This window comes from Cognatiyoonia sp. IB215446, assembly GCF_033963825.1.
Classification (GTDB): domain Bacteria; phylum Pseudomonadota; class Alphaproteobacteria; order Rhodobacterales; family Rhodobacteraceae; genus Yoonia.
Map to the genome: position 1 here is coordinate 233,575 of NZ_JAXBMD010000002.1, position 24,586 is coordinate 258,160.

The following is a 24,586-nucleotide window of genomic DNA, read 5'->3' on the forward strand; positions in this document are numbered from 1 at the left end:
TTCAAGGAATGTCAGCAGCACAACACGCTGCATAACAAAAGGAAAAAAGATGAAAAAGACAATCCTCTTGACTGCGATACTCTCTGCAGTGGTGATGAGCAGCGCCGCAGCCCAGGCTCAGGACGGCCCGCGTGAGCGGCCGGACTTTCAGACGCTTGATCTGAACAATGATGGCAGCCTGACGCTGGAAGAGATGCAGGCGCAAGGTGCCGCGCGCTTTGCTGCTGCTGACACAAATGGTGATGGCGGGCTGTCGGTTGAAGAGATGACCGCTGCCGCGGATGCCCGCCAGGCCGAGCGGATCGGGCGCATGATGGACCGTTTTGATGCCAATGATGATGGCGTTCTGCAGCAGGATGAGATGCCCCAGCGCGGCGACCGTGCCGGTCGGATGTTTGAACGGATCGATGCTGATGGCGATGGCGCCGTCACGCAGGCCGAGTTTGATGCCGCCATCGAGCGGGCCGATGGCCGCAAAGGCCAGCGCGACCGCGGATGAGCGCATCGATGGCAGAAGGCGGCCTCTGGCCTTCTGCCATTTACACAAGGCGGCCAAGGGCGGTAGCAAAACACCCGATGAACACCACGTGGGATCCGAAGGTCAGCGTCTCGGATGCGGATCTGCTTTTGGCGTTTGCCCAAGGGAATGGGCAGGCGGCGCGTGAATTGACACAACGCCTTTTGCCGCGGGTCCTGGCGCAGGCCACCCGGATGCTCGCCAACCCGACCGAGGCCGAGGATGTCGCGCAAGAGGCGATGTTGCGTCTGTGGAAGATCGCACCGGATTGGCGCGCGGGTACTGCGCAGGTCAGCACCTGGCTTTATCAGGTCACGGCGAACCTGTGCACGGATCGTCTGCGCAGGCGACGGGGCGGGGTCTCGCTCGATCAGGTGGCAGAGCCACCCGATGAAACGCCAAGCGTGGCCGCGCGGATGCAGACGCAAACCCGCCTGCGGGCCCTGTCCGACGCATTGGCGGAACTGCCGGAACGTCAGGCCACGGCGGTCTCGCTACGGCATCTGGAGGGGCTTTCGAACCCGGAAATTGCGCAAATCATGGACATCAGCGTGCGGTCCGTGGAAAGTCTCACAGCACGCGGCAAACGGGCCCTGGCCGCCATATTGGCCGGGCGCAAGGCGGAATTGGGATATCACGATGACTGATCCGAATGATGATATGCTAGATGATCTTTTTGGGCAGGCGCGCAACGTCGCCCCTGAGCCGAGCGAGGCACTCGTGGCCCGGGTGCTGGCCGATGCCGCTGCTGTGCGTCACGCTGCCGCCACGCCAAAGCCCACGCTGCTTGACCGGTTCTTTGACATGATCGGCGGCTGGCCCGCAGCGGGCGGTCTGGTTGCGGCCACACTCGGCGGGCTTTGGATTGGTGTCGCACCGCCCGCATCCGTCGAAGATTTCACTGCCGCCATGCTGGGCGAACAGGTGGCCGTTGGTATTCTCAGCAGCGACACCGTATTTGACATGGACCCCCTTGCCGATGGCTGACACGACCCCTTCCAAACCTAGCCGACTCTGGCGCGTGATCCTGGCTATTTCCCTGGCACTCAACCTCGCCATCGTGGGACTTGTTGCCGGGGCGGCGGCGTCGGGCCGCCTGAAAGACGGACCACCGCCTCAGATTGAGTTGGGGCTGGGCCCATTGGGCCGCGCCCTTACCCCCGATGAACGGCGCGTATTGCGCCGCAGCCTCTTCCGCGACGGCACCCTGCGCGATCTGGACCTGCGCGGCGGCATGCGGGATGTCGTGGCAACCCTCGGCGCTGATCCCTTTGACGCCGCTGAAATGGCTGCTGTGATGGAGGCACAGGCCGTCCGTACAACGGAATTGCAGCGCATCATTCAGGCGGCCTTGCTTGATCTTGTCAGCGAGATGACACCCGAACGACGCCTGGAATTCGCCGCAGCGCTTGAGGCCGAGATGCGGCGCATCCGCTCTGACAGGGATCGCCCTTCAGGCGGCTGAGCGGCTCATCGCAACCTGATTGCGCCCCGCCGATTTAGCGGCGTAGAGCGCGGCATCGGCCTTGTCACAAACCGCGCGCGGCTCTTCCTCCGGCAGCCCGTTCTGATGGCTTACCGCCACCCCGACCGAGACCGTGACGCGGAGTTCCGGCTCTTCCTCGCCCAGATCGAACGGGCGGCAATTGACCAGACGGCGCAACCTGTTGGCCGTCGCATGGGCCTGTGCCGTGGTGGTACGGGGCAGGGCCACGAGGAACTCTTCCCCACCCACCCGGGCAACAAGATCAATGGTGCGCAGGTTCTCTCGCAGGCGTTCGGCCAGTTGGACCAGCACACGGTCGCCCGCCGCATGTCCGTAAGTGTCATTGATGGATTTGAAGTGATCGATATCCATCATCATCACCGCAAAATCGCGATCTGCCTTGCGCGCCTGATCGGCCATCCTTGCCAGATGCGGCTCGGCATAGCGGCGGTTGTAAAGCCCGGTCAGCGGGTCGGTCACCGCCGCCTGCAGCCCGTCGCGCACCGTATCGCGTAGCCGATCATGCAACAGCTTGCGCCGCACCAACGCCTTGGCTCGCAAGGTCAATTCACCTTCCGAGGTGCTTGCCACCACTATGTCATCGGCCCCCAGATCAAGGAACATCGCCGCCTCTTCCGGCATGCCGTCTGGCACGATGATGAGCAGCGTCGACAACCGAGTCTCCGTGCGTGAGCGCAGGTCAGAAACCAGCCCAAAGAGCTTCGCTTGCTGTGTCTCCACCTGCGTGGCATCGATCACGAACAAATCGGGGATCGGTTCCACATTTGCGGTCCGCAACACGGCGTTTGTATCAAGCACTCGAACAGGCACCGACAGACCTGCCTGCAGAATGGTGCGGAAGCCAGGATGATCGGTTTCAATAGGGGCGAGCAGCGCCACATTGGCCGCCTTCTCAAAACTGGCCCGCGCCTCTTCAAAGCCGAGCGCGCGGCTGGTGCTGTCACGCAGCATCAGCTCTTCCGTGGCACTGCGCACACGCAAGAGGCTGCGGATCCGCGCCAGAAGAAGCGTGTCATTCATCGGCCGCGGCAAGACATCATCCGCCCCCGCATCGAGGGCCGCAAAGCGCGCGCGTGACGTGTCCGCCACGCCCACCGCGATGATCGCAATCGATGCGGTCTGCGGGTCCTGACGCAAGGCCTGACAGAATGCGTGGCGGTCTTCTACCGGGTCGGACAGGTTGATCAGGATCAGATCGGGCCGGTTTGTCGCGATGATCGCCTCGGCCTCGATCCGGCTGGAACAGGCATCCACGCTGAACTGCGCCGACAGCATCTTGACCTTCAGAACGATTCTGTTTGTTGCAACCGTATCAATGATCAGTATACGACCTGACATCCTTGGACCTCTTTGACTTCCGTTCGCGCAATTGCCGACAATTTGAGGTTGATTGGTTAAGAAACGGTTTCTGAGAGTGTAAGGATTTTGAATGGGACCCGAACAGGCACAGATCATCGCGCTGAAGGCGCTTGGCTGGTTGGCCGGGAACGAGGAGCTTTGCCCCATCTTTCTGAGCGCGACCGGCGGTTCAGCCTATGACCTGCGCATGCAGGCCTCTGATCCTGCATTTCAGGCCTCCGTGCTCGAATTTCTTACAATGGACGATGCCTGGATCATCGCCTTCTGCGACGTCCATGACCTCGCCTACGATGTTCCCTTGCGGGCGCGCTACGCGCTCCCGGGTGCGCAGCAGGTCAACTGGACTTAGCCCAACCGCGCCGTGGCCCGCGCAAAAATGGCGTCAAGCATCGCTTCAAGTTCCGATGCCAGGTGACGCGAGTCGCGGCGGTTCCCCCAAGCGGTCAGGCGCCGCCGCTTAGAGACGCCCCAGCTTATCTCAAGAACAGTTTCCACGTCTCGTTGTCGCAAGGTGAAATGGAATATTTGAGAAACCGGGTCAGTGCCAAACGCGCGTTGGAAAGTCCGTTCCGGATTTGGAAACAACTCAGTCCCCGGCGGCGGCAAGCGTTCTGCCGGATCATAGGGAGATGCGCCCATGGGAAGGCGCGAGATCGAGATATGTGACGGTCTTTCATGCGCGGTGATGGTCTCTGTCAGGTGCAAATCCAGCAGACCCCAATGGACGCGCACAGCGGCCACATGACCGACCTGATGTGGCGTGCCTGAGAGTGTTGACACTTCCAGGATGTCGCCAGGACATGCATCACGTGCGGCGACTGTGGGGGCGGCGATGATGGCATCAAACAAGATCACTGCCGGTCCTTTAAAGCCGCGCGAGGCCTGTGATGTGACAATCTCCATTGTCACAAATCCAAAGAAATCACGCCATTTGGTGCCGCTGCGCGGCTTTGGCAAAGGATCATTGCGTCCTTCTGTTGCGCCTTTGACAGCACGAAATCGCGATGCTCAACCTCGCCCTTAAACACCCCACATTTGCACACCCCGCATAGGCCGTCCGCACATTTCACATCCACATGCACCCCCGCAGCAATTAGCGCGTCGGATGCCGATTGCGTCGCCGCCACGGAGATTTCGCGCCCATCGCGGAGCGCGAGCGTAAAGGGATGGTTCTCATATTCAGGCTGCTCTGGCACCGCAAAATACTCAAGATGCCGGGCTTCTTCCGGAAAACCGTTGGCCTTGGCGGCCGCCATTACCGCCGCCATATAGGCGTCCGGCCCGCAGGTATAGATATGGGCCCCTTGCGAGAATCGCGTGAGCCGCGCCAGATCAGCACGCGAACCTTCTTCGCTGACATGCAGGTGGACCTTGTCAACCCATGGAACAGCTGCCAGTTCATCCAGAAAACCGGCATCTGCCCGCCGCCGAAAGCTGTAATGCACCGCAAAATCCGCGCCGAGACGGTGCAGCCTGTGCGCCATAGCGATCATCGGCGTGATCCCGATGCCACCCCCAAACAGAAGCGTCCGTTTCGCATCCTCAACCAGCGGAAAATGGTTGATCGGAGGCGAGATAAAGACCTGCCGCCCTTCGGTGAAAATCCTGTGCATCAGCTTTGACCCGCCGCGGCCCTCATCCTCGCGCAGGACAGCAATCTGATAAGCGGACCGATCCGCTGGATCACCGCAGAGCGAGTACTGTCGAAAGAACTCCGGTGCCACGACCACATCGATGTGCGCGCCTGCCGTAGCGGGAGGTAGATCGCCGCCATCGGGCAGCGAAAATTCATATTTGGTCACCGCGTCAGTCATCTTTGTGACCTTGCGGATCACCACCTGCATCACCGGTGCATCGCCCGTGACGGGCGCGTAAACATGTTCTGGCGGTGTGCCAGCCGCGCGGCGGGCCTTATGCTCGGCCGCCGCGATCATCGCTTCATAAGCCGCAATCCCCGCCTCGCGATCCATCGGTGCGGGCCAGGGATGGGGTGGCGGCGCAAGCGGGGCGGGGTAGACCGCAAGCGTCTGATCTGCGAAGCGCAGATCAAGGTCCTTCTGCAACCCACGATTGTTTACCGGATGGCGCGACCGGCGATAGGCACCGTCATCCTCCATCTCCAGATCCCACCACCATTTCTTGACCGGATTGATCGCACCCTTGCCAAGCGTATCGTCGAGCTTCGCCAGCGCCTTCGCCGCCTGCGGAACGTTCATCGCCAGCTTGCGAAACGGTGCCTCGGCAAACAGCCCCTCCAGGTTCCACGGGCAGGTCTTCATACATCGCCCGCACATCGCCCCGTTCTTCTGGCTCACGCGATAGGTGGTGCATTTCTGGCTGTCCGATTTCCAGATCTCATAGCCGTTGAACATCAGCTTCGGCCCGGCGGTAATCGCACCCGAGGGGCATTCGCGCGCGCATTTGTTGCACGCTTCACAAAACCGCTGCAGCCCGAAATCAATCGGCTTGTCATGCACCATGGGCATGTTCGTCGTCACCACACCCGATTTCAGGCGCGGCCCCAGAAACGGGTTCAGGATCACCTCACCAATCCGGGAAACCTCACCCAAACCGGACAAAAGCAAAAGCGGCGGATGCAGCACCTCTTCATCCATGACCGAATGCACCTTCGCCTCAAACCCGAGGTTACGCAGATGCTGCGCCAGAACACCTCCCAGCAAGGAAAAACGCAAATAAGCCCGCATCGATTGCGCGCAAGCGATCCAGTCATCGCCAGAGGCGCCCTCCATCGTCTCATGTCCCTGATCGATGATCATCGAAATCGCGTGATCATGGTACGGCGTGATCGGGTCGCCCTTCACGTCATGGCTGTAATAGGCCCAGTCGGGACAGGCCGACAATCCAACTGCATCCACCCCCAGAAAATACAAGGCCGCCTTGATATTGGCGGCATTCTCAGCGGGAGAAGCGCTGCAAGGCGCGCCGACCGCCGCCCCATCCTGCAGCAAAACAAACGCCCCCAGCGATGGGCGAAACGCAAAGGCCGCCGCCGATTTGCGTACATAATTGCCGTTCTTCGTGGCCTCCTGCACATGTTTGCCCATATCGCCAAAGAGCCCGCGCACAAACATATTCGCCCGTTTCGGCACGCGCGCCACATTGGGCCGGTCAATATAGGTCGTGGGCTCATCAACCCGCTTCAACGTCTCAAACGGGTGCGGCCCATCCGCAAAGTCCCGCCGCGCAAAGGCATCTCGCCTTCGCGCTGACGTATCGTGGGCACCCAGACCGGTGCGATAGCTCGCAGGCACGTTCTGCCCCGGGACCAAAGGCAAATCCGTAGCCATCGGCAGCGTCGTCGTCACCGCCGCCAGCCCATAACGGTCCCCCGTAAACGGGTTCACCAATGCGCCATCTTCCAAGGCGACAAGGCCCGCAAGGGCCGCAAGAGCGCCCAAGTCAACATCTGTCGCCGCCATCGAATGCGCCCGCGCCCCATAGCCCAAGGTACGGATGTAGCTGGCAATCGTCACCGCCGTCTCCGCACCCCGCAAACAGGCCCGCTGTGGCAGCGCGTCCCTGATCCAATCGCTCCCAGGCTCACCTGAGCGCGGCGCGCGCGGATGGTCATAGAGAAAGACCAATGCATGGCTATGGTGCCGGCAATCCTCCGGCGGCAGCGCCATGCTTTCGCGCAGACCCGCCATGATCACATCAATCCCTGCCGCCAGCGAGCTTGGCTGCATCACCCGCAGCTTTTCGGCCAGCCGCGCCACATCCGGATTCACCACCGGTTCATCCAGCCAGACCGCCTCAGGCACCTCACAAATCCCCACCATGCGTGCATCGCAGTAATAGCCGAACGCCTTGAGATGCCGGGCACGCTCATCTAGGTTATCCGGGATCTCCGCGATCTCGCGCTTGATCATCCCGTCGCGGGTCGCATCCAGCATCGCCTGATAGTCCTGCATCGCATTCACGATGCTTGCAGGGTCCTCTGGCCTGCGGAACGAGACCGGTGTGAAGGGCGGTAACGCGCTGACATCAATCGTGGATTGACGCGCCAGTTTTTCCAGTGGAAACGGGCCAAGATGGACAGGACGGGATTTGTAGGACCGCAGCTTCAACATGGCGGCAACCTCCGCCCCGCGCGCGCCCATGTCAATGACCGCAAAGGAACAGCAAAGTGATCAAGGGCCTGATTTTCGACAAGGATGGCACGCTTTTTGACTTCAACGCCACCTGGGGTGCCTGGGCGGGCCGGATGATCGCGGGCGAGACTGCCGGAAACCCGGCCAAGACCACAGCCTTGGCCAACGCGATGGGGTATGACATGGAAAACCAACGCTTCCGGCCGGCCAGCGTGGTGATTGCAGCCACCGTGGAAGAGACGGCGAGCGCCATGCTCACGGTGTTAACCGATGAGACGCACGACACCCTGATCCCCCGCATGAACGCGGCTGCAAGCGCGGTGGAGCAAGTGCAGGCCGTGCCCCTGATCCCCTTTTTCGACGATTTGCGCGCGCGGGGGCTGGCGCTTGGCATCGCAACCAATGATGCCGAAGCGCCCGCGCTTGCGAACCTCACCAGCGCAGGCGTGCACGATCACTTCCACTTTATCGCGGGCTATGACAGCGGCCATGGCGCCAAACCCGGCACCGGCCAGCTTGACGCTTTCTGCCGCGAGACCGGCCTTGCCCCGCATCATTGCGCTATGATCGGTGACAGCACCCATGATCTGCAGGCAGGCCGCGCGGCGGGCATGACAACCATCGGCGTGCTTACCGGCCCCGCGCCAAGTGCCGAGCTTGCCCCGCTCGCCGACGTCGTCCTCCCCGATATCGGCCACATTCCCGCCTGGCTCGACGCCCGATCCTGAGCACTAGCCGGGGGCACCCGCCGCATCACCCCAGATCGCCTCTTCAGTGATGCCGAGTTCCTCCAGTTCGCCCGCCCGCCGCGTCCGATCAGGCTCCCAGGCAAGATAAAACTCATCAAGCTGCGGCGGTGCCAAGCCCGCGTCGGAGAGCAGGCCATGCACCTGTCCGCGATGATGGATCTGATGCTGGATCAGATGCAGAAATGTCCGGTCGAAACGTTCTTTCTGGATCGTATGGCCGCGTTCCATGGTCACGATCCTTGGCCCCAGAGCCTCATCAGGTGCGGCGCAGGCGCGGATCAGACGCGCATCAATCTGCTTTTGCTGATCAACAAGCGCCTCAATCTCTGGACAAGGAATCTCATCATCAAAAGCCGACGGGCCCATGCATTGCCCTTCCAGCGCCGAGACGTAGAACCAATCGACAATCAGGATGTGATTGAGCGTCGCGATGATCGAGCCAAAGAAGCTTTCTCGCGTCTTTGCAAGGTCGTCGCCCGACAGCTGAAGACAGGCTTTGCCCAGCCGGTGATTTGCCCAAGCGTTGTTATAGGCCTGTGCGCGGAATAGCATGGTCATGGAATGTGCGTATCTAAAGAATGCCGCACCGTCTACTTTGTCTGAGATCGGATGAGTTCACTGGCAGCACCCGGCATTCCTTCCTGCGTTTCCGACATGACTTGTCGGTTTCAGCGCGGCCCATCGCGGACGCCGCTGTCATCATGCCGCCAAGCGAGATGGGAAAGATGTCATGGCAGAGACGAAAACACGCAGACGCGGCGGTGGCCGGGCGGGCAATGCAAACCGGCGCGCATCTGCCGGAATCGACCAGATGCCATGGCGCATCCCGCTGAACACCGACAAGCCGACCGAGCCGCTGGATGAAAGCGGCGTGCAGGCCATCCATGACGGCGCGATGCGTATCCTCGAAGAGATCGGCATCGAATTTCTGCATGATGAGGCACTGGCACTTTTCAAAGAGGCCGGATGCATCGTCAACGGCACCAATGTGCGCATGGGCCGCGACTGGGTGATGGAGATGTTGGGCCACGCGCCTGCGATCTTTGACATCACGCCGCGTAACCCTGAGCGTAAGATCACCCTGGGCGGCAAGCATATCCTCTTTGGCAATGTCTCGTCACCACCCAACTATTTCGATCTGGAGATCGGCAAGAAGGTCTCTGGCACCCGCGCCCAATGCGCGAACCTTTTGCGCCTGACGCAACATTTCAACTGTATCCATTTCGCCGGTGGGTACCCGGTCGAGGCGGTCGATCTGCATGCCTCGGTCCGCCATCTCGACATCATGTATGACAAGATGACGCTGACCGACAAAGTCGTGCACGCCTATTCACTCGGCAAGGAACGGGTCGAGGATGTGATGGAGATGGTCAAGATATCAAGCCAGCTCAGCGAAGCGGAATTCGCGGCCAAACCGCATATGTACACTAACATCAATTCGACCTCGCCGCTCAAACATGACGATCTGATGATCGATGGCTGCCTGCGTTGTGCGCGGCGCGGGCAGGCGATCATCGTCACGCCCTTCACGCTGGCCGGTGCGATGGCACCGGTGACCATGGCGGGTGCCGTTACACTGTCGATTGCCGAGGCGATCAGCGCCATCGCCCTTTTCCAATATGTCCGCCCCGGCATTCCCTGCTTGATCGGCACCTTTACCAGCAACGTTGACATGAAATCCGGTGCGCCTGCCTTTGGTACGCCCGAATATATGCGCGCGACCCAGATGACCGGCCAGATGGCGCGGTTCTACGGTGTGCCAATGCGCGCCTCTGGCTCTTGCGCGGCCAATATCCCTGACGGACAGGCGATGTGGGAGACGTCAAATGCACTTTGGGCCGCCGTGCAATCAGGCACGAATATCGTTTATCACGCGGCGGGCTGGCTCGAAGGCGGGCTGATTGCCTGCCCCGAGAAATTCGTGATGGATTGCGAGGTTATCCAGATGATCCAGCGCTATTTTGAGCCTGCGATCACCGCCGTTGGCCCCGAAGACATCGCCGTTGACGCGATCAAAGAGGTTGGCCCCAACGGGCATTATTTCGGCATCCCGCACACGCAGGAACGCTATGAAAACGCGTTCTATCAGCCCTTTATGTCCGATTGGCGCAATTTTGAGGCGTGGGAGGCCGCAGGCAGTATCTGGACCGCAGAGCGCGCGCATCGCACTTACAAGGAAATCCTCGCCACGTTCGAAGAGCCGCCGATGGATCCCGGCGTGCGCGAGGAACTCGCTGCCTTTGTCGCCAGACGAAAAGAGGAAGGTGGCGCGCCGACAGACTTCTGAAGACGGCTCCAAGGCCCCCATTTCAGCAGTGAATTGCTGCTGCAAGGCCCTTCATGCGCCACAGCCTTGCCGCGATCCGGTGTCAAATCTACCGTAGAAACCACGGGACAAAAGGACATCACAATGCAGCGCTTCTTTGGCCTCGTCGCCGGGCTTTTCTTGACATTTGCCTCGACACAGGCCGCCGCGTCGGCCAATTGCGTCGCACCTGCAAATGTCAACGCGCTGGCCACGGAAATCGCTGCGGGGGTGAATGCCAACCGGCGCGCGCAAGGCGAGGCGCCGCTGCGTTTCAACCGGCGTCTGGGACAGGCGGCGATGGTTCATGCCTGCGACATGCAAGTGAATGATTTCTTCAATCACCGCGGCACAGACGGCTCAAACTCCCAGCGTCGCGTCCGCGCGGCTGGCTATGATGATTGCATCGTTGCCGAAAACCTCGCCTGGGGCTATCCGCAGCCTGAACGGATCATTGCCGGTTGGATGAACTCACCGGGTCACCGCCGCAACATGATGCATCCCCGGATCGAGGAATTCGGCATCGGTATCGCCCAAGAGCCTGAGGGCCTCTATTGGGTGCTGGTTGTCGGCAAGCAGTGCTAGCTGGCAGCCAGTTTTTGACACAAAAACTGGCCTCAAATCCTCCGGGAGGATTTGTTAACAGACTTTTCGTGACGAAAAGTCTGCCCCCCTCATACATCCATCCAGATCGTCACCGGCCCGTTATTGACAAGGCTGACGGCCATATCGGCCCCAAACGCTCCGGTGGCGGTAGCGATCCCCAGTATGTCCACCTCGGCCACAAAGGCTTCGTAAAGCGCGCGCCCTTCATCGGGCTTTGCCGCCTGCGAAAAGCCGGGCCGGTTGCCACGTGACGTATCGGCGGCCAGCGTGAACTGGCTGACAATCAGTGCCGCACCGCCCGTATCCAACAGTGACCGATTCATCTTGCCCGCATCGTCCGGGAAAATCCGCAATTTGCTGATCTTGGCCGCCAGCGCTTTGGGCTTTGCGCGATCATCGCCCTCCATTGCGCAGACTAGGATCAGCATCCCCTGCCCAATCTCGCCGATCACTTCGCCGTCCACGCGCACCGACGCCTCGGTCACCCGCTGGATCAGCGCCCTCATAACTCGGCGGCCCAGGGCGGGTTCGCCCCCGCGCGGCTTACTGTGATCGCCGCAACCTTCGCCCCGAATGTCGCCGCCTCAACCAGTTGCGCCTTAGTCACTGTGCTGATGCCTGCCTTGGTCAGCACGCCTTGGTCATGCAATGAGGCCAGGAACCCCGCGCTGAACGTATCGCCTGCGCCAACCGTATCCACGACCTCGGCCTTCGCGGCGGCCACATCAACGGCACCTTGTGCGGTCACAATCGTCACACCCGCGCTGCCGCGTGTCAGCAGGACCACCTGCGCGCCAACATCCCGCAAAAACGCACTGGCATCCGCAGCCCCCGTGATCCATTCCAGATCCTCATCCGAGGTCTTGATGATATCCGCCGCACCCAGCATGCCGGTCAGCCGATCGCGGTAGGAAGCTTCATCCGTAATGAAGCCCGGTCGAATATTGGGATCAATCATCGTCACGCGCGACGCGGCCTCGCGCAGCATCAAAGCCTCATAGGCAGCGCCGCAGGGCTCCACCACGAGCGATATACCCCCAAAAAACAGCGCCTCCGCCGCCACATCCGGCAGATCCACCGGCGCAATCATCCGCCCCGCAGTATTCTCATCGTAAAACGCGTAAGACGCATGGCCGTCTGTCAGCGTCACAAAGGCCAGCGTCGTGGGGCGGTTGCTGATCGCCGCAGGCCCGTCATCGACGCCCGAGGCCGCCAATTCCGCCCGCAAGATATCGCCGAACAAATCCGATGACAGACCGGAGAAAAACTGCACAGGCGCGCCTAGCCGCCCCAAGGCAATCGCCGTGTTAAACACCGATCCGCCCGCATGGGGGGCAAAAGCATCGCCACCCTCTACGGTCTTTCGCGGCAGCATGTCCATCAGGGCCTCACCCGCACACAGTATCATCGCAAACCTCCCTTATTGGTTTTCCGCGATAACAAATCCCACGGCCAATGCAATGATGATCCCGATGACGATGGCAAAGGCGATCTTCCACGCCGAATAGGGCCTTTCCCCCTGAACCCGGCCCGTGCGGCCATTCACGACGAAGCGGTAAGATTTGCCTCGATATTTATAAGCGGCGAGCCAGACCGGCAGCAGAATATGCTTGAAGGTCACATCCGCCACATCCGTATTCACCGACCCGATCCGCTGATCATCGCCGCCAATGTCATATTTGATGTCGCGCCGGATCATCCGGTCCATATAGGCCCGCGCCTCATCAAACCCATCGACGAGTTCCACCTGATACCCTTCTGCCCGAAACCCGGCGAGGTATTCGGGCTTATAAGGCTCCAACGCTGACAAATCCCACGGCTCCAAACCGTCTGTGTATTTCTTTGGCAGCGACTTTGATGCCAGCACCAGCACATCATCAAAAAACCGCGCCACCCGGCCTGAGACATTGCGCCAGCGGGTCTTGCGCACGCGCACCTGCTTGCGCTTGCCATCGCGGGTGACCGTGCGCGTCTCGTAATAATGCGTGCCGCGCTGCCCGGTATAGCGCGTCTTGGTGTCGGCATCGAAGGTCCAATAGGGCACATAAATACCGTTCATCTTGCGGCCCTTGCGGGCATATTCGGCAAGTCCGTTGGGTGCAAACCACAGACCACCCAGCCAGTCCGTCACCGCATCGCGCGCCTGCGCTTCCTCCCAAGCAAAAGGCAGAAGACCACGCGGTTTGATATGCCGATGGGTGCCGGTATCGGTCACCACCGGTGTCGCACAAAACGGGCATTCGGCGGCGTGCAGGTCGATATCAAACTCGGTCTGCGCGCCGCAATTGGGGCAGGTGACGACGCGCGTTTCCTCAATGTCTTCCGCCGAAAGCTGCGCATTCACGCCCTTGCGGAAATCAAGCTCCCGGATCGCACCTGACCAAGGCCCGTCGCCACTGACGGGCTGGATATTCCCGCAATGATCGCAGACCAGTTGATCGTCGCCGGGGTCATAGCGCAGATCGGCCCCGCAGGCCTCACAAGGAAAGCGATGTTCAGCCGCGACTGATGTTTTCTCTTCCATCACAGATACTTATGGACAAAACGAGGGGTCATCACACGCAAGGCGCCGTCAAAAAGCGCGTTGTGGCGCCAGAAATGAAACAGACCATGAAACGTGGCCGCCGCTAATAAAAGCAGCAATGCCACCCAGCCCGTGTCATGCGGTGCAAGCCCCAGCAAAGCGCTTGCATTCAGCACCACGGCCACCGCCAAAAGCGCATACATCCCTCGATGCATCCACGGGTAAGCGGCCCGCAAAGGCCCTTGCAGCTTTGGCCCCGGCTTGCACATCATGCCGCGCGCCAAGGCCATGCCGACCCATACCGCGCCCCCGATGACAAAGAGCCAGCGGACGATCACATCCGATGTCCCGCCTTTGACCATCATCAGGACCAAAAGCAAGGTCGACCAATGCAACAGGATCGTCAAGCGGCGGCGGGTCATCAGACAGGCGGTGGAGGCGGGGGCATCACGGTGAAAAGCTGCGCAAGCTCGGTCACGTCTTCCGCTTTCATCCAGCCATCCTGGCCTTGAGTCCAGACCATGCTGTCGCGGCTCAGCTTGCCTTCGGTCACCATCCGGCCCAAAGCGGCCTTGGAGAACGGGCCGGTCACGTTGCCGGCCTCAGCGATATGCCAGACATGCTCAACTGGTGGTGGGGGAGGGGGCGCTGCCGCAGCGGGCGCTGGCGCAGGTGTCGAAGCACCCCATGGGTTCTGCGCCATCTGCATGCCCAGCCCGGCACCCATGCCCATCCCCATGGCTTGACCGGCGCTTGACCCTTCCATGGTCATGGCCTCAGCCGCTTTCCACTTCATATGATCATCCAGATTGCCGGCCACGCCGCGTGAGGTGCGTTCATCAAGCGCCTTTTCCACCGCAGGCGGCAGGCTGATGTTTTCGATGTAAAGCTCCGGTAGGCTTAGCCCGTATTGCTTCAGCGTGGGGTCAATCGCATCCGCAATCAGCTTGCCTACTTCCGCCGTGGCTGCGGCCATATCGAGGACCGGAATGCCCGATTTCGCAATCGCCCGCGAAAACTCCTGAACAATGATATTGCGGATCTGAAAGCTGATCTCATCGCGGGTAAACTCTCCATCCGTCCCCACAATCTCGCGCAGGAACACCGCCGGGTCGGCGACCTTGACCGTATAGGTGCCAAAAGCACGCAGCCGCGTCGGCCCAAATTCCGGATCGCGCAGCATGATCGGGTTCTTCGTGCCCCATTTCAGGCCCGCAAACCGGGTCGTGTTGACAAAATAGATTTCGGATTTGAACGGGCTCTGAAACCCGTGATCCCAATGCTGCAGTGTTGTCATGATGGGCATATTGTTCGTCTCAAGCATATAGAGCCCGGCGCTGAACACATCCGCCAGCTGCCCTTCATGCACAAAGACCGCCGCCTGCCCCTCACGCACGGTCAGCTTGGCACCATATTTGATCTCATGGCCTTCACGCTCAAACCGCCAGACCATCGTGTCGCGGGTATCATCGGTCCAATGGATGACGTCGATAAACTCGCCCGTCAGAAAATCGAATATGCCCATCAGATGGCCTCCATTCTATCTGTCATTAACTTGCTCCCGGCTCCAGATAATCCCGCGCAATCGCTCTTGCGATGGGGGCCGCTGTCGCGGGGTCCATGCCCGTCTCCAGCCGTGGATCATAGAGCATTTGTAACAAAAGCTCATCATGCCGCGTTAGCAGCGCAAATTCCTCGTCATCGTTAAAGATCGACGGACGCGCATCTGGGCTGTCATTGGCCAGACCCATGCCTTGCGCCAGCTCCTCATGAATACAAGCGGTGCGCATCAGGTTCGGATGTTCGGCCCGGATCATCGCGATGGCCTTGGTATAGCTTGAACGACCCGGCGCAAAGGTCCCAATCACTACGCAAAGCTGGTCGCGGGGCAGGTTGACGAAAGTCCGCACCGTCGCGTCCGAGATCGTTGGGATCAGCTCGCGCAAACGGTCGCCATAGGCGCGTCGGTCATCCTCGCCCAGGAACAGCACGCGGAAATTCGGGTTTTCGTCCGTCAGCGTGATCGGCACATTCGACAGTCGCGACAGCCTCGCCGCATAGGCACTGACGCTGGCTGTGTCCTGCGCACGCTGATCAAGCGGCACGGTCTGGCCAAACTCCACTGACATGCGGATCGGCTGCGTCCAGCGCCGAAGTTTCGAGACCGTGGCCTGAGGCCGTGTGAAGTCGCTGTCATCGCGATATTCGTTAAAAAGCGCGATCCGCACAAAATTCCGCGCGAGCAGCGTATCGGTAAATGGCGTATCCGCACCCCCACCATCGCCACGCAGCAAGCCTTGCGTCAAAAGATCGTTCTGCAGCCGCGTGTAATAGCGCGCCAGATCGCCGCTCGCCTGGCTGGGCGGCACCACCAAGGGCATGGGTGGCAGGGGCGGTTCGTTCACCTGCGTGTCAGCAGGCGGCGCGACGGGCGGCATCAGCAACTCACACCCCATCAACCCCGTCGCCAGAACAAGGCCCAGACCGCCCCGCATGCTCCGCCAAGTCGTCATTTAGATATTACCCAGTACTCGCCACAACAGCTGCGGTCGCACCAATCATAGCCGCGGTTCCGGAGTCGCGCGCCTTTGCGGCGGCGAGCGTTTCCTTCAACTCGGCTTCCATCTTCTGCAACTCGGTCTCGGCCTCGGCCCGCTTGCGCTTGCCCTCATCGGCGATCTCAAGGCTTTCATTGATGGTTGCGATCAGATTTTCATTCGCCGATTTCACGGCCTCAATGTCGAACACACCCCGCTCCATCTCCTGGCGGATCGTGCGGTTCGCCTGACGCAGATTCTCGGCATTGGCCTGCAGCAGTTCATTCGTCAGGTCATTCGCATCGCGCACCGCCTCTGCTGCCTCTGCTGAACGCTGGATCGTCACCGCCTGCGCCAATTGTGTCTCCCACAGCGGCACCGTGTTCACCAAGGTCGAGTTGATCTTGGTCACTAGCGACTTGTCATTTTCCTGCACCAACCGGATCGACGGCAGGGATTGCATCGTCACCTGCCGCGTCAGTTTCAGGTCGTGCACCCGGCGTTCCAAATCGTCACGGGCCGCCCGGATGTCGCGCAATTCTTGCGCTTTCATCACCGCCTCATCCTCGGCGGCGGCCTGCACTTCGGCCTCTTTGGCGGGGATCGTCTTGGCATCCAGATCAGCGATCTTGGCCTCACCAGCGGCGATGTAAAGGCCCAGTTCGTCGTAGAACCCAAGCGTCTTGTCATAAAGCACATCGAGGCTTTCGATATCCTTCAAAAGCACATGTTCATGCTTCAGAAGATCATCGGTGATCTTGTCGATCTGGCCCTGCACCTCTTCAAACCGTGCCGCAAACTTCGCCATAGGTGCGGCCCGCCCGAGCAGCTTTTCCCACCAACTCCGCTCGCGCCGCACATCAAGCTCAGACACCGAAAACCCACGAATGGTCGTCACGATCCCGCGCAGACTGTCGCCTGCCGGTCCCACATCTTTGTTGCGCACGCCCGCCAGCATGCTTTGCGAAATCTCCTGCAACTCGGCCTGCGCGGCCGAGCCAAAGGAGACAATCGAATTGGTATCCGAGATATCGATTTCGGCCACGCGTTTTTCAATCTCGGCGCCTGTGGGCGCGTCAGCCGCCTCAAGTGTCACCAATTCCCCTTTGGGTTCGGGCAGGACAACGGCGGTCACTTTTTCCACTTCGGCAAGGGTCGCTTCGGCCTTCTGGCGAATAGTCTCTGACATTACTCACTCCCTTTGGTTTTCAGGCTCACACCTTCGCGCTGCAGCCTGTCGCGCAGCACGTTGATTTCAATATCCATATCGCTGCGATCATCCAGCAACATTTTCTCGGTCCGCGCGGCAAAGTTCTGCTCAAGATCATCGAGGAGCGCCTCGTAGCTCGTGCGGGCATCCGCGTCTTTGTTGCGGCCATAAAGATCGACAAATTTCACTGTCGCATCGCGGGCACCCATCAGATAGACGCTCAGGAATTTGCGCGCGCCAGTCAGATCACGCGGGTCTTCCTCGACCGTGCGGATCATGCGCCGGGCGATCACCTGAAAATCCTGCACCCGTTCGGTCAGGCGCCGGTCCGAGAGGCCTTCGATCTGCGCTTTCATCACATCCAGATGCGCCTCGGCCTCGTCAACCACCCTCGCCACGCGGTCCTGCTGGAACGTATCGACGCCTTCCATGCGCTTGTCGGCCATCGGATCAATGCCAAAGGCCGCCACATGCAGACCCAGCGCCGCGATCCCATACAACCCCGCGCCAATCATCCCGCTATCGCCCGTATAGGCCGCAATCGCCGCGCCAATTCCCGTCAGGGCCGAGGCCAGCATCTTGCGCGGCACAGCCGGACGGCGCGCCACCTTGCGGGCGTGGTATTCGGCCTCCGCCTTCAGCCCCTCCTGCAGCATCCAGGCGGCCAGTGTCAGCACACCACCTCCGATCAGCGCCAATACGAGCGTCGCAGGGCCGGACCCAAGCGAGGTGAACACCAAAATGATCGCGGGCAGATACAAAAGCCGTGCGGGCGAGCCTGCCGCCTTGATCTGGCGGATATCAATCGCCTCGGCACGCACATCGGCGCTTTGCCCATCAGGGCTGTATTTCCCGCCAAAGCGCTTGGCCATCAGGCGGCCCCCAGCCAGCCCAACGACAGGCCCAGCAGCAACAGCACCAGGGCAAAATACGCGATCTTGCGAAATGTCTCCGGCATCGTGTCATGATCCTCCCCAGCGGGCAGACGCGTGGCTGCAAGTGTCCCCAGCACGGCGGCAAATGCAATCGCCAAGACCGCAACAAATGCCAGCACCAGGATCAATCGCACCATTTTTAGTCACTCCCGCAGTTTTGCTTAACTTTCAGATAGGTAGCAGAGCGGGCCATTACGAGTGTCTCTGCAACGCCGCCCGTTCCGCATCCAGCTTCTTGCGATAGCCCGATTGGATGATTTCCACGGCCACCAGCACCACAACCGAGAAGTAGAAGGTTGTCTTCGACATCGGGAGCAGCTCATAGCCGAAGATTTTGATCTGCAGGCTGTCATCATGCATCGCATGCGCCGCAGCAGGCCCCGCCTCACCCAGCAGAACCACCCCGACGATCAACAGAATAAAGAGGCCCAGAACCTCATACATCCGGTTCTTCTCCAAAAACCGCGTCACGCCATCCGCCAGCAACAGCATCGCGAGGCCCGAAAGGATGATCGCAAAGGCCAGGATCGGGAAGACGTCGGTGATCGCGATGGCTGAAAGCACTGAATCGAAAGAGAAAATCAGGTTCATCAGTACGATCAGCATCACAACCTGTACCGCGGACTTGCCTGACTTGCCCTCCACATCATGATCCAGATGCTCCATCGACAGCATATGGCCGATCTCTTTGACGGCCGTATACATGATGAAAATCCCGCCAAAGACAAAGACCACCGTGGCAAAGTTCGCCCCGCCTTCGATCACACCTTCCCAGTCAAAGATGTAGAACGGCTCCGCCAGCGCATCAATCAGCTGGATCATGGTGAAAAGCAGGATCACACGCAAAGCCACCGCAATGATAATGCCCCATGTCCGCACCGCCTTTTGTTGCGCCACTGGCGCGCGCTGGCTTTCGATTGAGATGTAAAGCAGGTTGTCGAACCCCAATACCGCCTGCAAAAAGCACAGCATGATCAGGTTGGTCGCGTTTTCCAGCGTGAGCAAGTCCGCCAATTGATGTCCCCCAGTTCTTTTCTTTGATCACCAGCATGCACAGGCGATGGAACAGGACAAGGTTCAAGTGTGGCGGTTTTTCCCCGTTGATGGCTGCAACCGGCAGGGGCAAGTGGCTTCTATCAGCGATCCAGGCGCTTTCAGAGGCTCACGATGGCTCCGCCTGCCGTCTGGTGCCCCGCTGATAAATGACAACCGAGGCGATGATCGCGACGGCTGCCAACGCGCTGTACCAGGTGATCCGATCGCCAAACACATACGCCCCTATCATGGCGGCAAAAAGCATCGAGATGTAGTTGGCAAATGACACGAATATCGCGCCATAAGTGCTTGCCAGCTTCAGATATAGCATCAACGCTCCGCCTTCACACAGGATGATCAGGGCAATGGCAGGTACGTTCAGCGTGGCCTCTGACCAGACGCGCAATCCGCCAAAGACAAGCCCACCGATCAGTGCGGCGACCGAAAGGATCAGCGCCTGCGCGTGCGCGACCTGGATTGCATCCGCGGTCGCGGGCCATCTGGTGGCGATGAAGACAGTATTCGCCGCATAAAGAACCGGCACCCCAAACGCGACAGCAACCCATACCAGGTCGGCCTGACCGGCCTCGCCAAACCGTGCTGTGTCCCAGATCAGGAACAGCACACCCAGAAATCCAAGTATCACCGCAGTGATCGTTCCGACGTTGAGCCGCTGATGACCGATCAATGCCGAAAGTCCCAATGTCATGATCGGCATCGTCGCGATGATGACCACCAGAATGAATACCGGCAGATGTGGTGCCACCAGGCTTTCGACCGAGAACGGCAGGATAGAACCTAAAAGCCCGCTCAGGACGTAAAAAATCAATGTTGCCCTGCTGAGTGGCGGCCAGGCGCTTCTGAACGTGGCGACAAGGGAAAACATGATGGCGATGCCGAATGTTGATACGCTGACCACCACATGAACAGGGATACCCGAAAGTCCCGCCGCCTTGATGGCCGAAAGGCGCGCGGCCCATAGCAGACCAAGCGAAACAAGAAGAAAAACGCGGATCACTGGCCTCGGCTACCTTATTCTCACGCGGGCACGCGTATCGGACTTGACCACGTGCGATCAAGCTAACCGGCCAGAACGCGCTGCGCAAACATAGCGTATCGCGCGCATTGCGCCGCGCCCGTCGTCACGTCCCGTGGGTGTTGCAGGGTTGTCATTTCCGGTTCTGACCCCGCGCTTTGCGGACCCGGCTTGGTCTGGGCTTGGCCGACAGGCCCAACTGGTCCCGCACCACGCGCTGTTTGACCTCTTCGACCTCTCCAGCCTTCAGCCCGCCCAGCTGGAACGGGCCGTAGCTGACACGGATCAGCCGGTTCACCGTCACGCCCAAGGCCCCCATGACCCGTCGTATCTCGCGGTTCTTGCCTTCGCGCAGGGCCACGGTCAGCCAGGCATTCGCCCCTTGCTGGCGGTCAAAACTGACCTCCATTGGCTGATAGGCCACACCCTCAACCGTGATCCCCTCGCGCAGCGCATCAAGCTGTGCCTCGCTCACCGACCCATTGATACGCACCCGATATCGCCGCAGCCAGCCGGTGCTGGGTAGTTCCAGCCTGCGCTTCACCGCCCCGTCATTCGTCAGCAGCAAGAGCCCCTCGGAGTTCAGATCGAGCCGCCCCACCGACATCACGCGTGGCATCTTGTCAGGCAACGCGGCAAAGACAGTGGGGCGATCCTTTTCATCCCGCTCCGTCGTCACCAAACCCGCTGACTTATGATAGAGCCACAAACGTGGCGGATCAGGGTCGCCCACTGGCTTGCCGTCCACGGTGACCCTGTCCATCCCCGTCACATTCAGTGCCGGACTGTCGATGACCTTGCCATTCACGCCGACGCGCCCTTCGGCAATCATCCGCTCCGCCTCCCGCCGGCTTGCGATGCCTGCACGGGACAGAACCTTGGCAATACGGTCGCCGGAAGGAGGGGTGTCAGTCATGTGTTGCCATGTACGGGGAAGGGGCGCCGGGCGCAATCGGCTCGGCTGTAAGAGCGAACACCCCTAGGCCGCGTCGATTTCCTCAAACGCCACATCTGCGTCTTTGAGCTGTTTGCGCACAAGATCATTGAACGAAAGCGTCGGATTGGCCTCGGCCAAAAGCCCGATCTTAATCCAGAATTCAGCCTGCGCATTGATCGACCGGCACATGACGGTGCTGGCCTTCCGTATCTCTGCGTGAAGCTCATCGCCTATTTTCACAATGCCCATCAGCACCTCCATCAATTATATACGAATCACATATATTTCGTATATAGCTGTACCGCAGCGGCATATGTCCGCTCGTCCTCGTCACAATACATCAAAGAGAGGTTGCATGCATAGCTACATCGACATGCCCGTTGCGCCGCCGCCAGATCAAGTGCACCGCACGGAAAGCATCAAACTCTACGGGCCAGACGCCTTTGCCGGGATGCGCCGGGCGGGCCAATTGACAGCGACTTTTCTTGACGATGTTGCTGCGCTGATTGCGCCCGGCCTGCCGTTGGCGGAAATTGACGCCTTCGTCCGTGACTTCGCCGTCAGACACCGCGCCAGGCCCGCGACCCTTGGCTATAGTGGTTATGCCTATGCCTGCTGCACATCGGTCAACCATGTCGTGTGCCATGGCTTTCCGACCGCCAAGAAGCTGCGCGACGGTGACATCGTGAATATCGATGTCACGCTCGTTGTTGACGGCTGGTACGGTGACTCAAGCCGCATGTATGCGGTCGGCACACCAAAGCGCGCTGCCCAACGCCTTGTCCAGATCGCGCATGAGGCGATGATGCGCGGCATTGCTGCGGTCAGGCCAGAGGCGCATTTGGGCGATATCGGGCATGCCATCCAGTCTTATGCCCAGACCCAACGCTGCAGCGTGGTCAGGGACTTTTGTGGACACGGGATCGGACGGGTCTTTCACGATGCGCCGAACATCCTGAATTTTGGCAAGGCAGGAACGGGCGCGGCTCTGCGTGCGGGCATGATCTTCACTGTTGAGCCGATGATCAATCTGGGCCGCGCGGATGTCAAAACGCTCGCCGATGGCTGGACTGCCGTCACCCGCGATCGATCACTTTCTGCGCAATTCGAGCACTCCATCGGCGTCACCGCAGATGGATATGAGATCTTCACGTTGTCGCCAAAAGGCCTGCACGCACCGGGCATCGCACTAGGATAGGTGCGGAGCCGCTCACTCCTCAATCGGGTTCGGCCCCGCATACGTCCACCGATACTTGGGCGGTGTCGGCCCCTTGTTCCGCCCCCCTTGCTGCATCTGCTCCCATGCATGTGCGAGGATACCCACCGACCGGGACAGGCAGAACAGCCCCCGCGCCAGCGGCCCCGCGAAGCCAAGTTCGGCATAGATCACTGCCGTCGCCCCGTCGATATTCATCGGCACCGGCTTTCCCGCCTGTTCGCCCAATACCCGCTGCACCTCCAGCCCGATCTTTGCAAATCGTCCGCTGACCGTGCCCGCCGCTGCGGCCTCTGCCACCAGCGCCAACAGGCGCGGCGCGCGCGGGTCCTCCGGCGTGTGAAACCGGTGGCCAAAGCCGGGGATGTATTTCGACCGCTCCGCCCGCCAGCGGTCAATGGCTGCCTCCGCGCCGCTTGCGTCTGCCCAGCCATAGAATTCCACCGCCTGCTCACCCGCGCCACCATGCACGTCATCCAGCATATTCACCGCCGAGGCCATCGCCCCGTTCAGCCCCATCCCGCAGGTCACTGCCATGCGCGCTGCGGCAATCGAGGGCGCCTGCGGTCCGTGATCGACGGCGGCGACCAATGCGGCCTCGAACAATTCCGCCTGCGCAGACGTGGGCAACTCTCCCCGTAACATCAGCCAGATCATCTGCGGAAAACTCACATTCCCGATCAAGTCCTCAATCGGCGTCCCCCGCATGCGGATCTGGCCGGGCGCCATGTCGATAATCTCGGTCGCCCACCAGTCCGCCACATCGCTGCTCATATCACCTCATCCTCCCTTAGTCGGGCGATCTCTGCCGCCGACAGGCCCAAATCGCCCCAGACCGCGTCATTATCCGCGCCCAGTTCCGGCGGTGGGTCCGCCACAATCGGTGCCGCTCCATCGATCTTCACGCCGGTTGTCGCGACCGCGATATCGCGGCCCACACCCGCAACATCCTCATAAGATTGCAAAAACCCGCGCTCAGCAACTTGCGGCGTGGCCAAAGCTTCCGGCACGCTCAGCACCGCACCCGTTGGCACCCCAATCGCGTTCAGCGCCTCCACCCAATGGGCGGCGGGCTTTGTCATCAGCACCACCTCCAATGCCTGGCGCAACGCCACACGGTTCACTTTCCGCGCCTCACGCGTGGCATAGTCGGGATGGTCCCGCAAAGCCTCCAGCCCCAGATGCCCGGTCAGCACCACCCATTGCTCATCCTTGTTGGCTGCAATGTTGATCATGCCCTCGGCGGTGCAAAACGTGCCCGACGGTGCCGATGTCACATTCTCATTGCCATTCGCCTGCGGAGTCACCCCAGCAATCAGATGGTTCGAAACAACCCAACCCATTGACACCAAAACAGATTCCAACATCGACACATCGATGAAACACCCTCGGGGCCGCTCATTCAGCGCCGCCGCCACCGCAAAGGCTGCATTCATCCCGCCGAACGTATCGGCTACGGGATAGCCCACGCGCAAAGGCGCGCTACCCGCATCCCCGGTGATCGACATCACCCCCGATGCGCCCTGAATGATCTGATCGTAAGCCGGGCGATCCTTCCATGGCCCGTCCTGCCCAAAGCCCGAAATCGCGCAATAGATCAGCTCTGGCCGGACCTCCTTCAGTGCGCCGTAACCAAGCCCCAGCCGGTCCATCACACCGGGCCGGAAGTTCTCCACCAGCACATCAGCAGAGCCGACAAGTCGCCGAAACAGCGCCTTGCCATCCGGTTTCTTCAGATCCAGCGTGACGGACTTCTTCCCCGCATTCTGTGCCAGAAATGACACGCCCATCCCCGCCGCATTCAACGCAGGATCAGCCCCCAATTGCCGTGCCAGATCGCCCCGCCCGCGCGCCTCCACCTTGATCACCTCGGCACCCAGATGCGCCAGATGATGGCAGCAGAACGGGCCCGCCAGCACATTGGTTAGGTCCAGAACACGAATATCTTTCAAAGGCTTGGACATGAGGGACCTCTTGGCGTCTGGGCTTCGGTCCAAGATT

The 24,586-nt window shown here is 60.4% G+C and carries 28 protein-coding genes; 9 read left to right on the plus strand and 19 right to left on the minus strand.

Annotated elements, in window-relative coordinates; genetic code table 11:
- Nucleotides 1-49 precede the first annotated feature (49 nt).
- The 4 genes from SLH49_RS08595 (at nucleotide 50) to SLH49_RS08610 (ending at nucleotide 1,982) form a co-directional block, all read left to right on the plus strand.
- Entirely contained in the window at nucleotides 50-499 is a 450-nt protein-coding gene (locus tag SLH49_RS08595) for an EF-hand domain-containing protein (RefSeq protein WP_320268757.1), read from the plus strand.
- 77 nt (nucleotides 500-576) lie between these two features.
- Nucleotides 577-1,164: an RNA polymerase sigma factor gene (locus tag SLH49_RS08600; RefSeq protein WP_320268758.1), complete on the plus strand. Its 588-nt coding sequence runs from the start codon at nucleotides 577-579 to the stop codon at nucleotides 1,162-1,164.
- Nucleotides 1,157-1,504, plus strand: a complete 348-nt coding sequence (locus SLH49_RS08605; protein WP_320268759.1) for a hypothetical protein — start codon at nucleotides 1,157-1,159, stop codon at nucleotides 1,502-1,504. The genes SLH49_RS08600 and SLH49_RS08605 overlap by 8 nt, the downstream gene beginning before the upstream one ends.
- Nucleotides 1,497-1,982 (plus strand): periplasmic heavy metal sensor, encoded by a 486-nt coding sequence (locus tag SLH49_RS08610; protein WP_320268760.1) that lies wholly within the window; start codon nucleotides 1,497-1,499, stop codon nucleotides 1,980-1,982. The genes SLH49_RS08605 and SLH49_RS08610 overlap by 8 nt, the downstream gene beginning before the upstream one ends.
- Here SLH49_RS08610 and SLH49_RS08615 read toward each other — a convergent pair.
- Complete coding sequence (locus SLH49_RS08615) at nucleotides 1,971-3,362, minus strand: diguanylate cyclase (RefSeq protein ID WP_320268761.1); 1,392 nt, start codon at nucleotides 3,360-3,362, stop codon at nucleotides 1,971-1,973. The two genes, SLH49_RS08610 and SLH49_RS08615, sit on opposite strands and share 12 nt — an antisense overlap.
- Before the next feature lie 91 nt (nucleotides 3,363-3,453).
- Here SLH49_RS08615 and SLH49_RS08620 point away from each other — a divergent pair, with 91 nt between their 5' ends.
- Entirely contained in the window at nucleotides 3,454-3,732 is a 279-nt protein-coding gene (locus SLH49_RS08620; RefSeq protein ID WP_320268762.1) for a DUF3572 domain-containing protein, read from the plus strand.
- On the opposite strand, the gene SLH49_RS08625 is transcribed toward SLH49_RS08620, so the two are convergent.
- Complete coding sequence (locus SLH49_RS08625; RefSeq protein ID WP_320268763.1) at nucleotides 3,729-4,238, minus strand: hypothetical protein; 510 nt, start codon at nucleotides 4,236-4,238, stop codon at nucleotides 3,729-3,731. The two genes, SLH49_RS08620 and SLH49_RS08625, sit on opposite strands and share 4 nt — an antisense overlap.
- Nucleotides 4,239-4,288: 50 nt before the next feature.
- Complete coding sequence (locus SLH49_RS08630) at nucleotides 4,289-7,474, minus strand: 4Fe-4S double cluster binding domain-containing protein (protein ID WP_320268764.1); 3,186 nt, start codon at nucleotides 7,472-7,474, stop codon at nucleotides 4,289-4,291.
- A gap of 56 nt (nucleotides 7,475-7,530) precedes the next feature.
- On the opposite strand from SLH49_RS08630, the gene SLH49_RS08635 reads away from it, so the two are divergent.
- Nucleotides 7,531-8,223: an HAD family hydrolase gene (locus SLH49_RS08635; protein WP_320268765.1), complete on the plus strand. Its 693-nt coding sequence runs from the start codon at nucleotides 7,531-7,533 to the stop codon at nucleotides 8,221-8,223.
- 3 nt (nucleotides 8,224-8,226) lie between these two features.
- On the opposite strand, the gene SLH49_RS08640 is transcribed toward SLH49_RS08635, so the two are convergent.
- Complete coding sequence (locus SLH49_RS08640) at nucleotides 8,227-8,802, minus strand: DinB family protein (RefSeq protein ID WP_320268766.1); 576 nt, start codon at nucleotides 8,800-8,802, stop codon at nucleotides 8,227-8,229.
- Nucleotides 8,803-8,974: 172 nt separating this feature from the next.
- On the opposite strand from SLH49_RS08640, the gene SLH49_RS08645 reads away from it, so the two are divergent.
- Both SLH49_RS08645 and SLH49_RS08650 read left to right on the plus strand, forming a co-directional pair.
- Nucleotides 8,975-10,531: a trimethylamine methyltransferase family protein gene (locus SLH49_RS08645; protein ID WP_320268767.1), complete on the plus strand. Its 1,557-nt coding sequence runs from the start codon at nucleotides 8,975-8,977 to the stop codon at nucleotides 10,529-10,531.
- A gap of 123 nt (nucleotides 10,532-10,654) precedes the next feature.
- Nucleotides 10,655-11,134, plus strand: coding sequence for a CAP domain-containing protein (locus SLH49_RS08650; protein WP_320268768.1), 480 nt, complete (start codon nucleotides 10,655-10,657; stop codon nucleotides 11,132-11,134).
- 89 nt (nucleotides 11,135-11,223) lie between these two features.
- Here the strand turns inward: SLH49_RS08650 and dtd are convergent, their stop codons facing one another.
- The 13 genes from dtd to SLH49_RS08715 form a co-directional block, all read right to left on the minus strand.
- Nucleotides 11,224-11,661 (minus strand): D-aminoacyl-tRNA deacylase, encoded by a 438-nt coding sequence (gene dtd / locus SLH49_RS08655; protein ID WP_320268769.1) that lies wholly within the window; start codon nucleotides 11,659-11,661, stop codon nucleotides 11,224-11,226.
- On the minus strand, nucleotides 11,658-12,563 hold the full coding sequence (locus SLH49_RS08660) for a carbohydrate kinase (protein ID WP_320268770.1): 906 nt from the start codon (nucleotides 12,561-12,563) through the stop codon (nucleotides 11,658-11,660). The genes dtd and SLH49_RS08660 overlap by 4 nt, the downstream gene beginning before the upstream one ends.
- A gap of 12 nt (nucleotides 12,564-12,575) precedes the next feature.
- Nucleotides 12,576-13,679, minus strand: a complete 1,104-nt coding sequence (locus SLH49_RS08665; RefSeq protein WP_320268772.1) for a TFIIB-type zinc finger domain-containing protein — start codon at nucleotides 13,677-13,679, stop codon at nucleotides 12,576-12,578.
- Nucleotides 13,679-14,101, minus strand: coding sequence for a hypothetical protein (locus SLH49_RS08670; protein ID WP_320268773.1), 423 nt, complete (start codon nucleotides 14,099-14,101; stop codon nucleotides 13,679-13,681). Before SLH49_RS08670 ends, SLH49_RS08665 begins: the two co-directional genes overlap by 1 nt.
- The gene (locus tag SLH49_RS08675) at nucleotides 14,101-15,204 is read right to left on the minus strand and encodes an SPFH domain-containing protein (protein ID WP_320268774.1); all 1,104 of its coding nucleotides are present in this window, start codon (nucleotides 15,202-15,204) and stop codon (nucleotides 14,101-14,103) included. The genes SLH49_RS08670 and SLH49_RS08675 overlap by 1 nt, the downstream gene beginning before the upstream one ends.
- A gap of 25 nt (nucleotides 15,205-15,229) precedes the next feature.
- Complete coding sequence (locus SLH49_RS08680; RefSeq protein WP_320268775.1) at nucleotides 15,230-16,192, minus strand: DUF2927 domain-containing protein; 963 nt, start codon at nucleotides 16,190-16,192, stop codon at nucleotides 15,230-15,232.
- Nucleotides 16,193-16,199: 7 nt separating this feature from the next.
- Nucleotides 16,200-17,405, minus strand: coding sequence for a toxic anion resistance protein (locus SLH49_RS08685; protein WP_320268776.1), 1,206 nt, complete (start codon nucleotides 17,403-17,405; stop codon nucleotides 16,200-16,202).
- A complete protein-coding gene (locus SLH49_RS08690) occupies nucleotides 17,405-18,298 on the minus strand; it encodes a 5-bromo-4-chloroindolyl phosphate hydrolysis family protein (protein ID WP_320268777.1) in 894 nt (297 codons plus the stop codon). Before SLH49_RS08690 ends, SLH49_RS08685 begins: the two co-directional genes overlap by 1 nt.
- On the minus strand, nucleotides 18,298-18,498 hold the full coding sequence (locus SLH49_RS08695) for a hypothetical protein (protein WP_320268778.1): 201 nt from the start codon (nucleotides 18,496-18,498) through the stop codon (nucleotides 18,298-18,300). Before SLH49_RS08695 ends, SLH49_RS08690 begins: the two co-directional genes overlap by 1 nt.
- 55 nt (nucleotides 18,499-18,553) lie before the next feature.
- Nucleotides 18,554-19,375 (minus strand): TerC family protein, encoded by an 822-nt coding sequence (locus tag SLH49_RS08700; RefSeq protein WP_320268779.1) that lies wholly within the window; start codon nucleotides 19,373-19,375, stop codon nucleotides 18,554-18,556.
- A gap of 148 nt (nucleotides 19,376-19,523) precedes the next feature.
- Complete coding sequence (locus tag SLH49_RS08705; protein ID WP_320268780.1) at nucleotides 19,524-20,414, minus strand: DMT family transporter; 891 nt, start codon at nucleotides 20,412-20,414, stop codon at nucleotides 19,524-19,526.
- 151 nt (nucleotides 20,415-20,565) lie between these two features.
- Complete coding sequence (locus SLH49_RS08710; RefSeq protein WP_320268781.1) at nucleotides 20,566-21,348, minus strand: pseudouridine synthase; 783 nt, start codon at nucleotides 21,346-21,348, stop codon at nucleotides 20,566-20,568.
- 63 nt (nucleotides 21,349-21,411) lie between these two features.
- The gene (locus SLH49_RS08715) at nucleotides 21,412-21,618 is read right to left on the minus strand and encodes a ParD-like family protein (RefSeq protein WP_320268782.1); all 207 of its coding nucleotides are present in this window, start codon (nucleotides 21,616-21,618) and stop codon (nucleotides 21,412-21,414) included.
- Between the two features lie 106 nt (nucleotides 21,619-21,724).
- Here SLH49_RS08715 and map point away from each other — a divergent pair, with 106 nt between their 5' ends.
- Complete coding sequence (map, locus tag SLH49_RS08720) at nucleotides 21,725-22,567, plus strand: type I methionyl aminopeptidase (RefSeq protein ID WP_320268783.1); 843 nt, start codon at nucleotides 21,725-21,727, stop codon at nucleotides 22,565-22,567.
- Between the two features lie 12 nt (nucleotides 22,568-22,579).
- On the opposite strand, the gene SLH49_RS08725 is transcribed toward map, so the two are convergent.
- Nucleotides 22,580-23,359, minus strand: a complete 780-nt coding sequence (locus SLH49_RS08725; RefSeq protein ID WP_320268784.1) for a citryl-CoA lyase — start codon at nucleotides 23,357-23,359, stop codon at nucleotides 22,580-22,582.
- Nucleotides 23,356-24,549 carry a CoA transferase gene (locus SLH49_RS08730; protein ID WP_320268785.1) on the minus strand — a complete coding sequence of 398 codons (1,194 nt, stop codon included), beginning with the start codon at nucleotides 24,547-24,549 and terminating at the stop codon, nucleotides 23,356-23,358. The genes SLH49_RS08725 and SLH49_RS08730 overlap by 4 nt, the downstream gene beginning before the upstream one ends.
- Nucleotides 24,550-24,586: the final 37 nt, after the last annotated feature.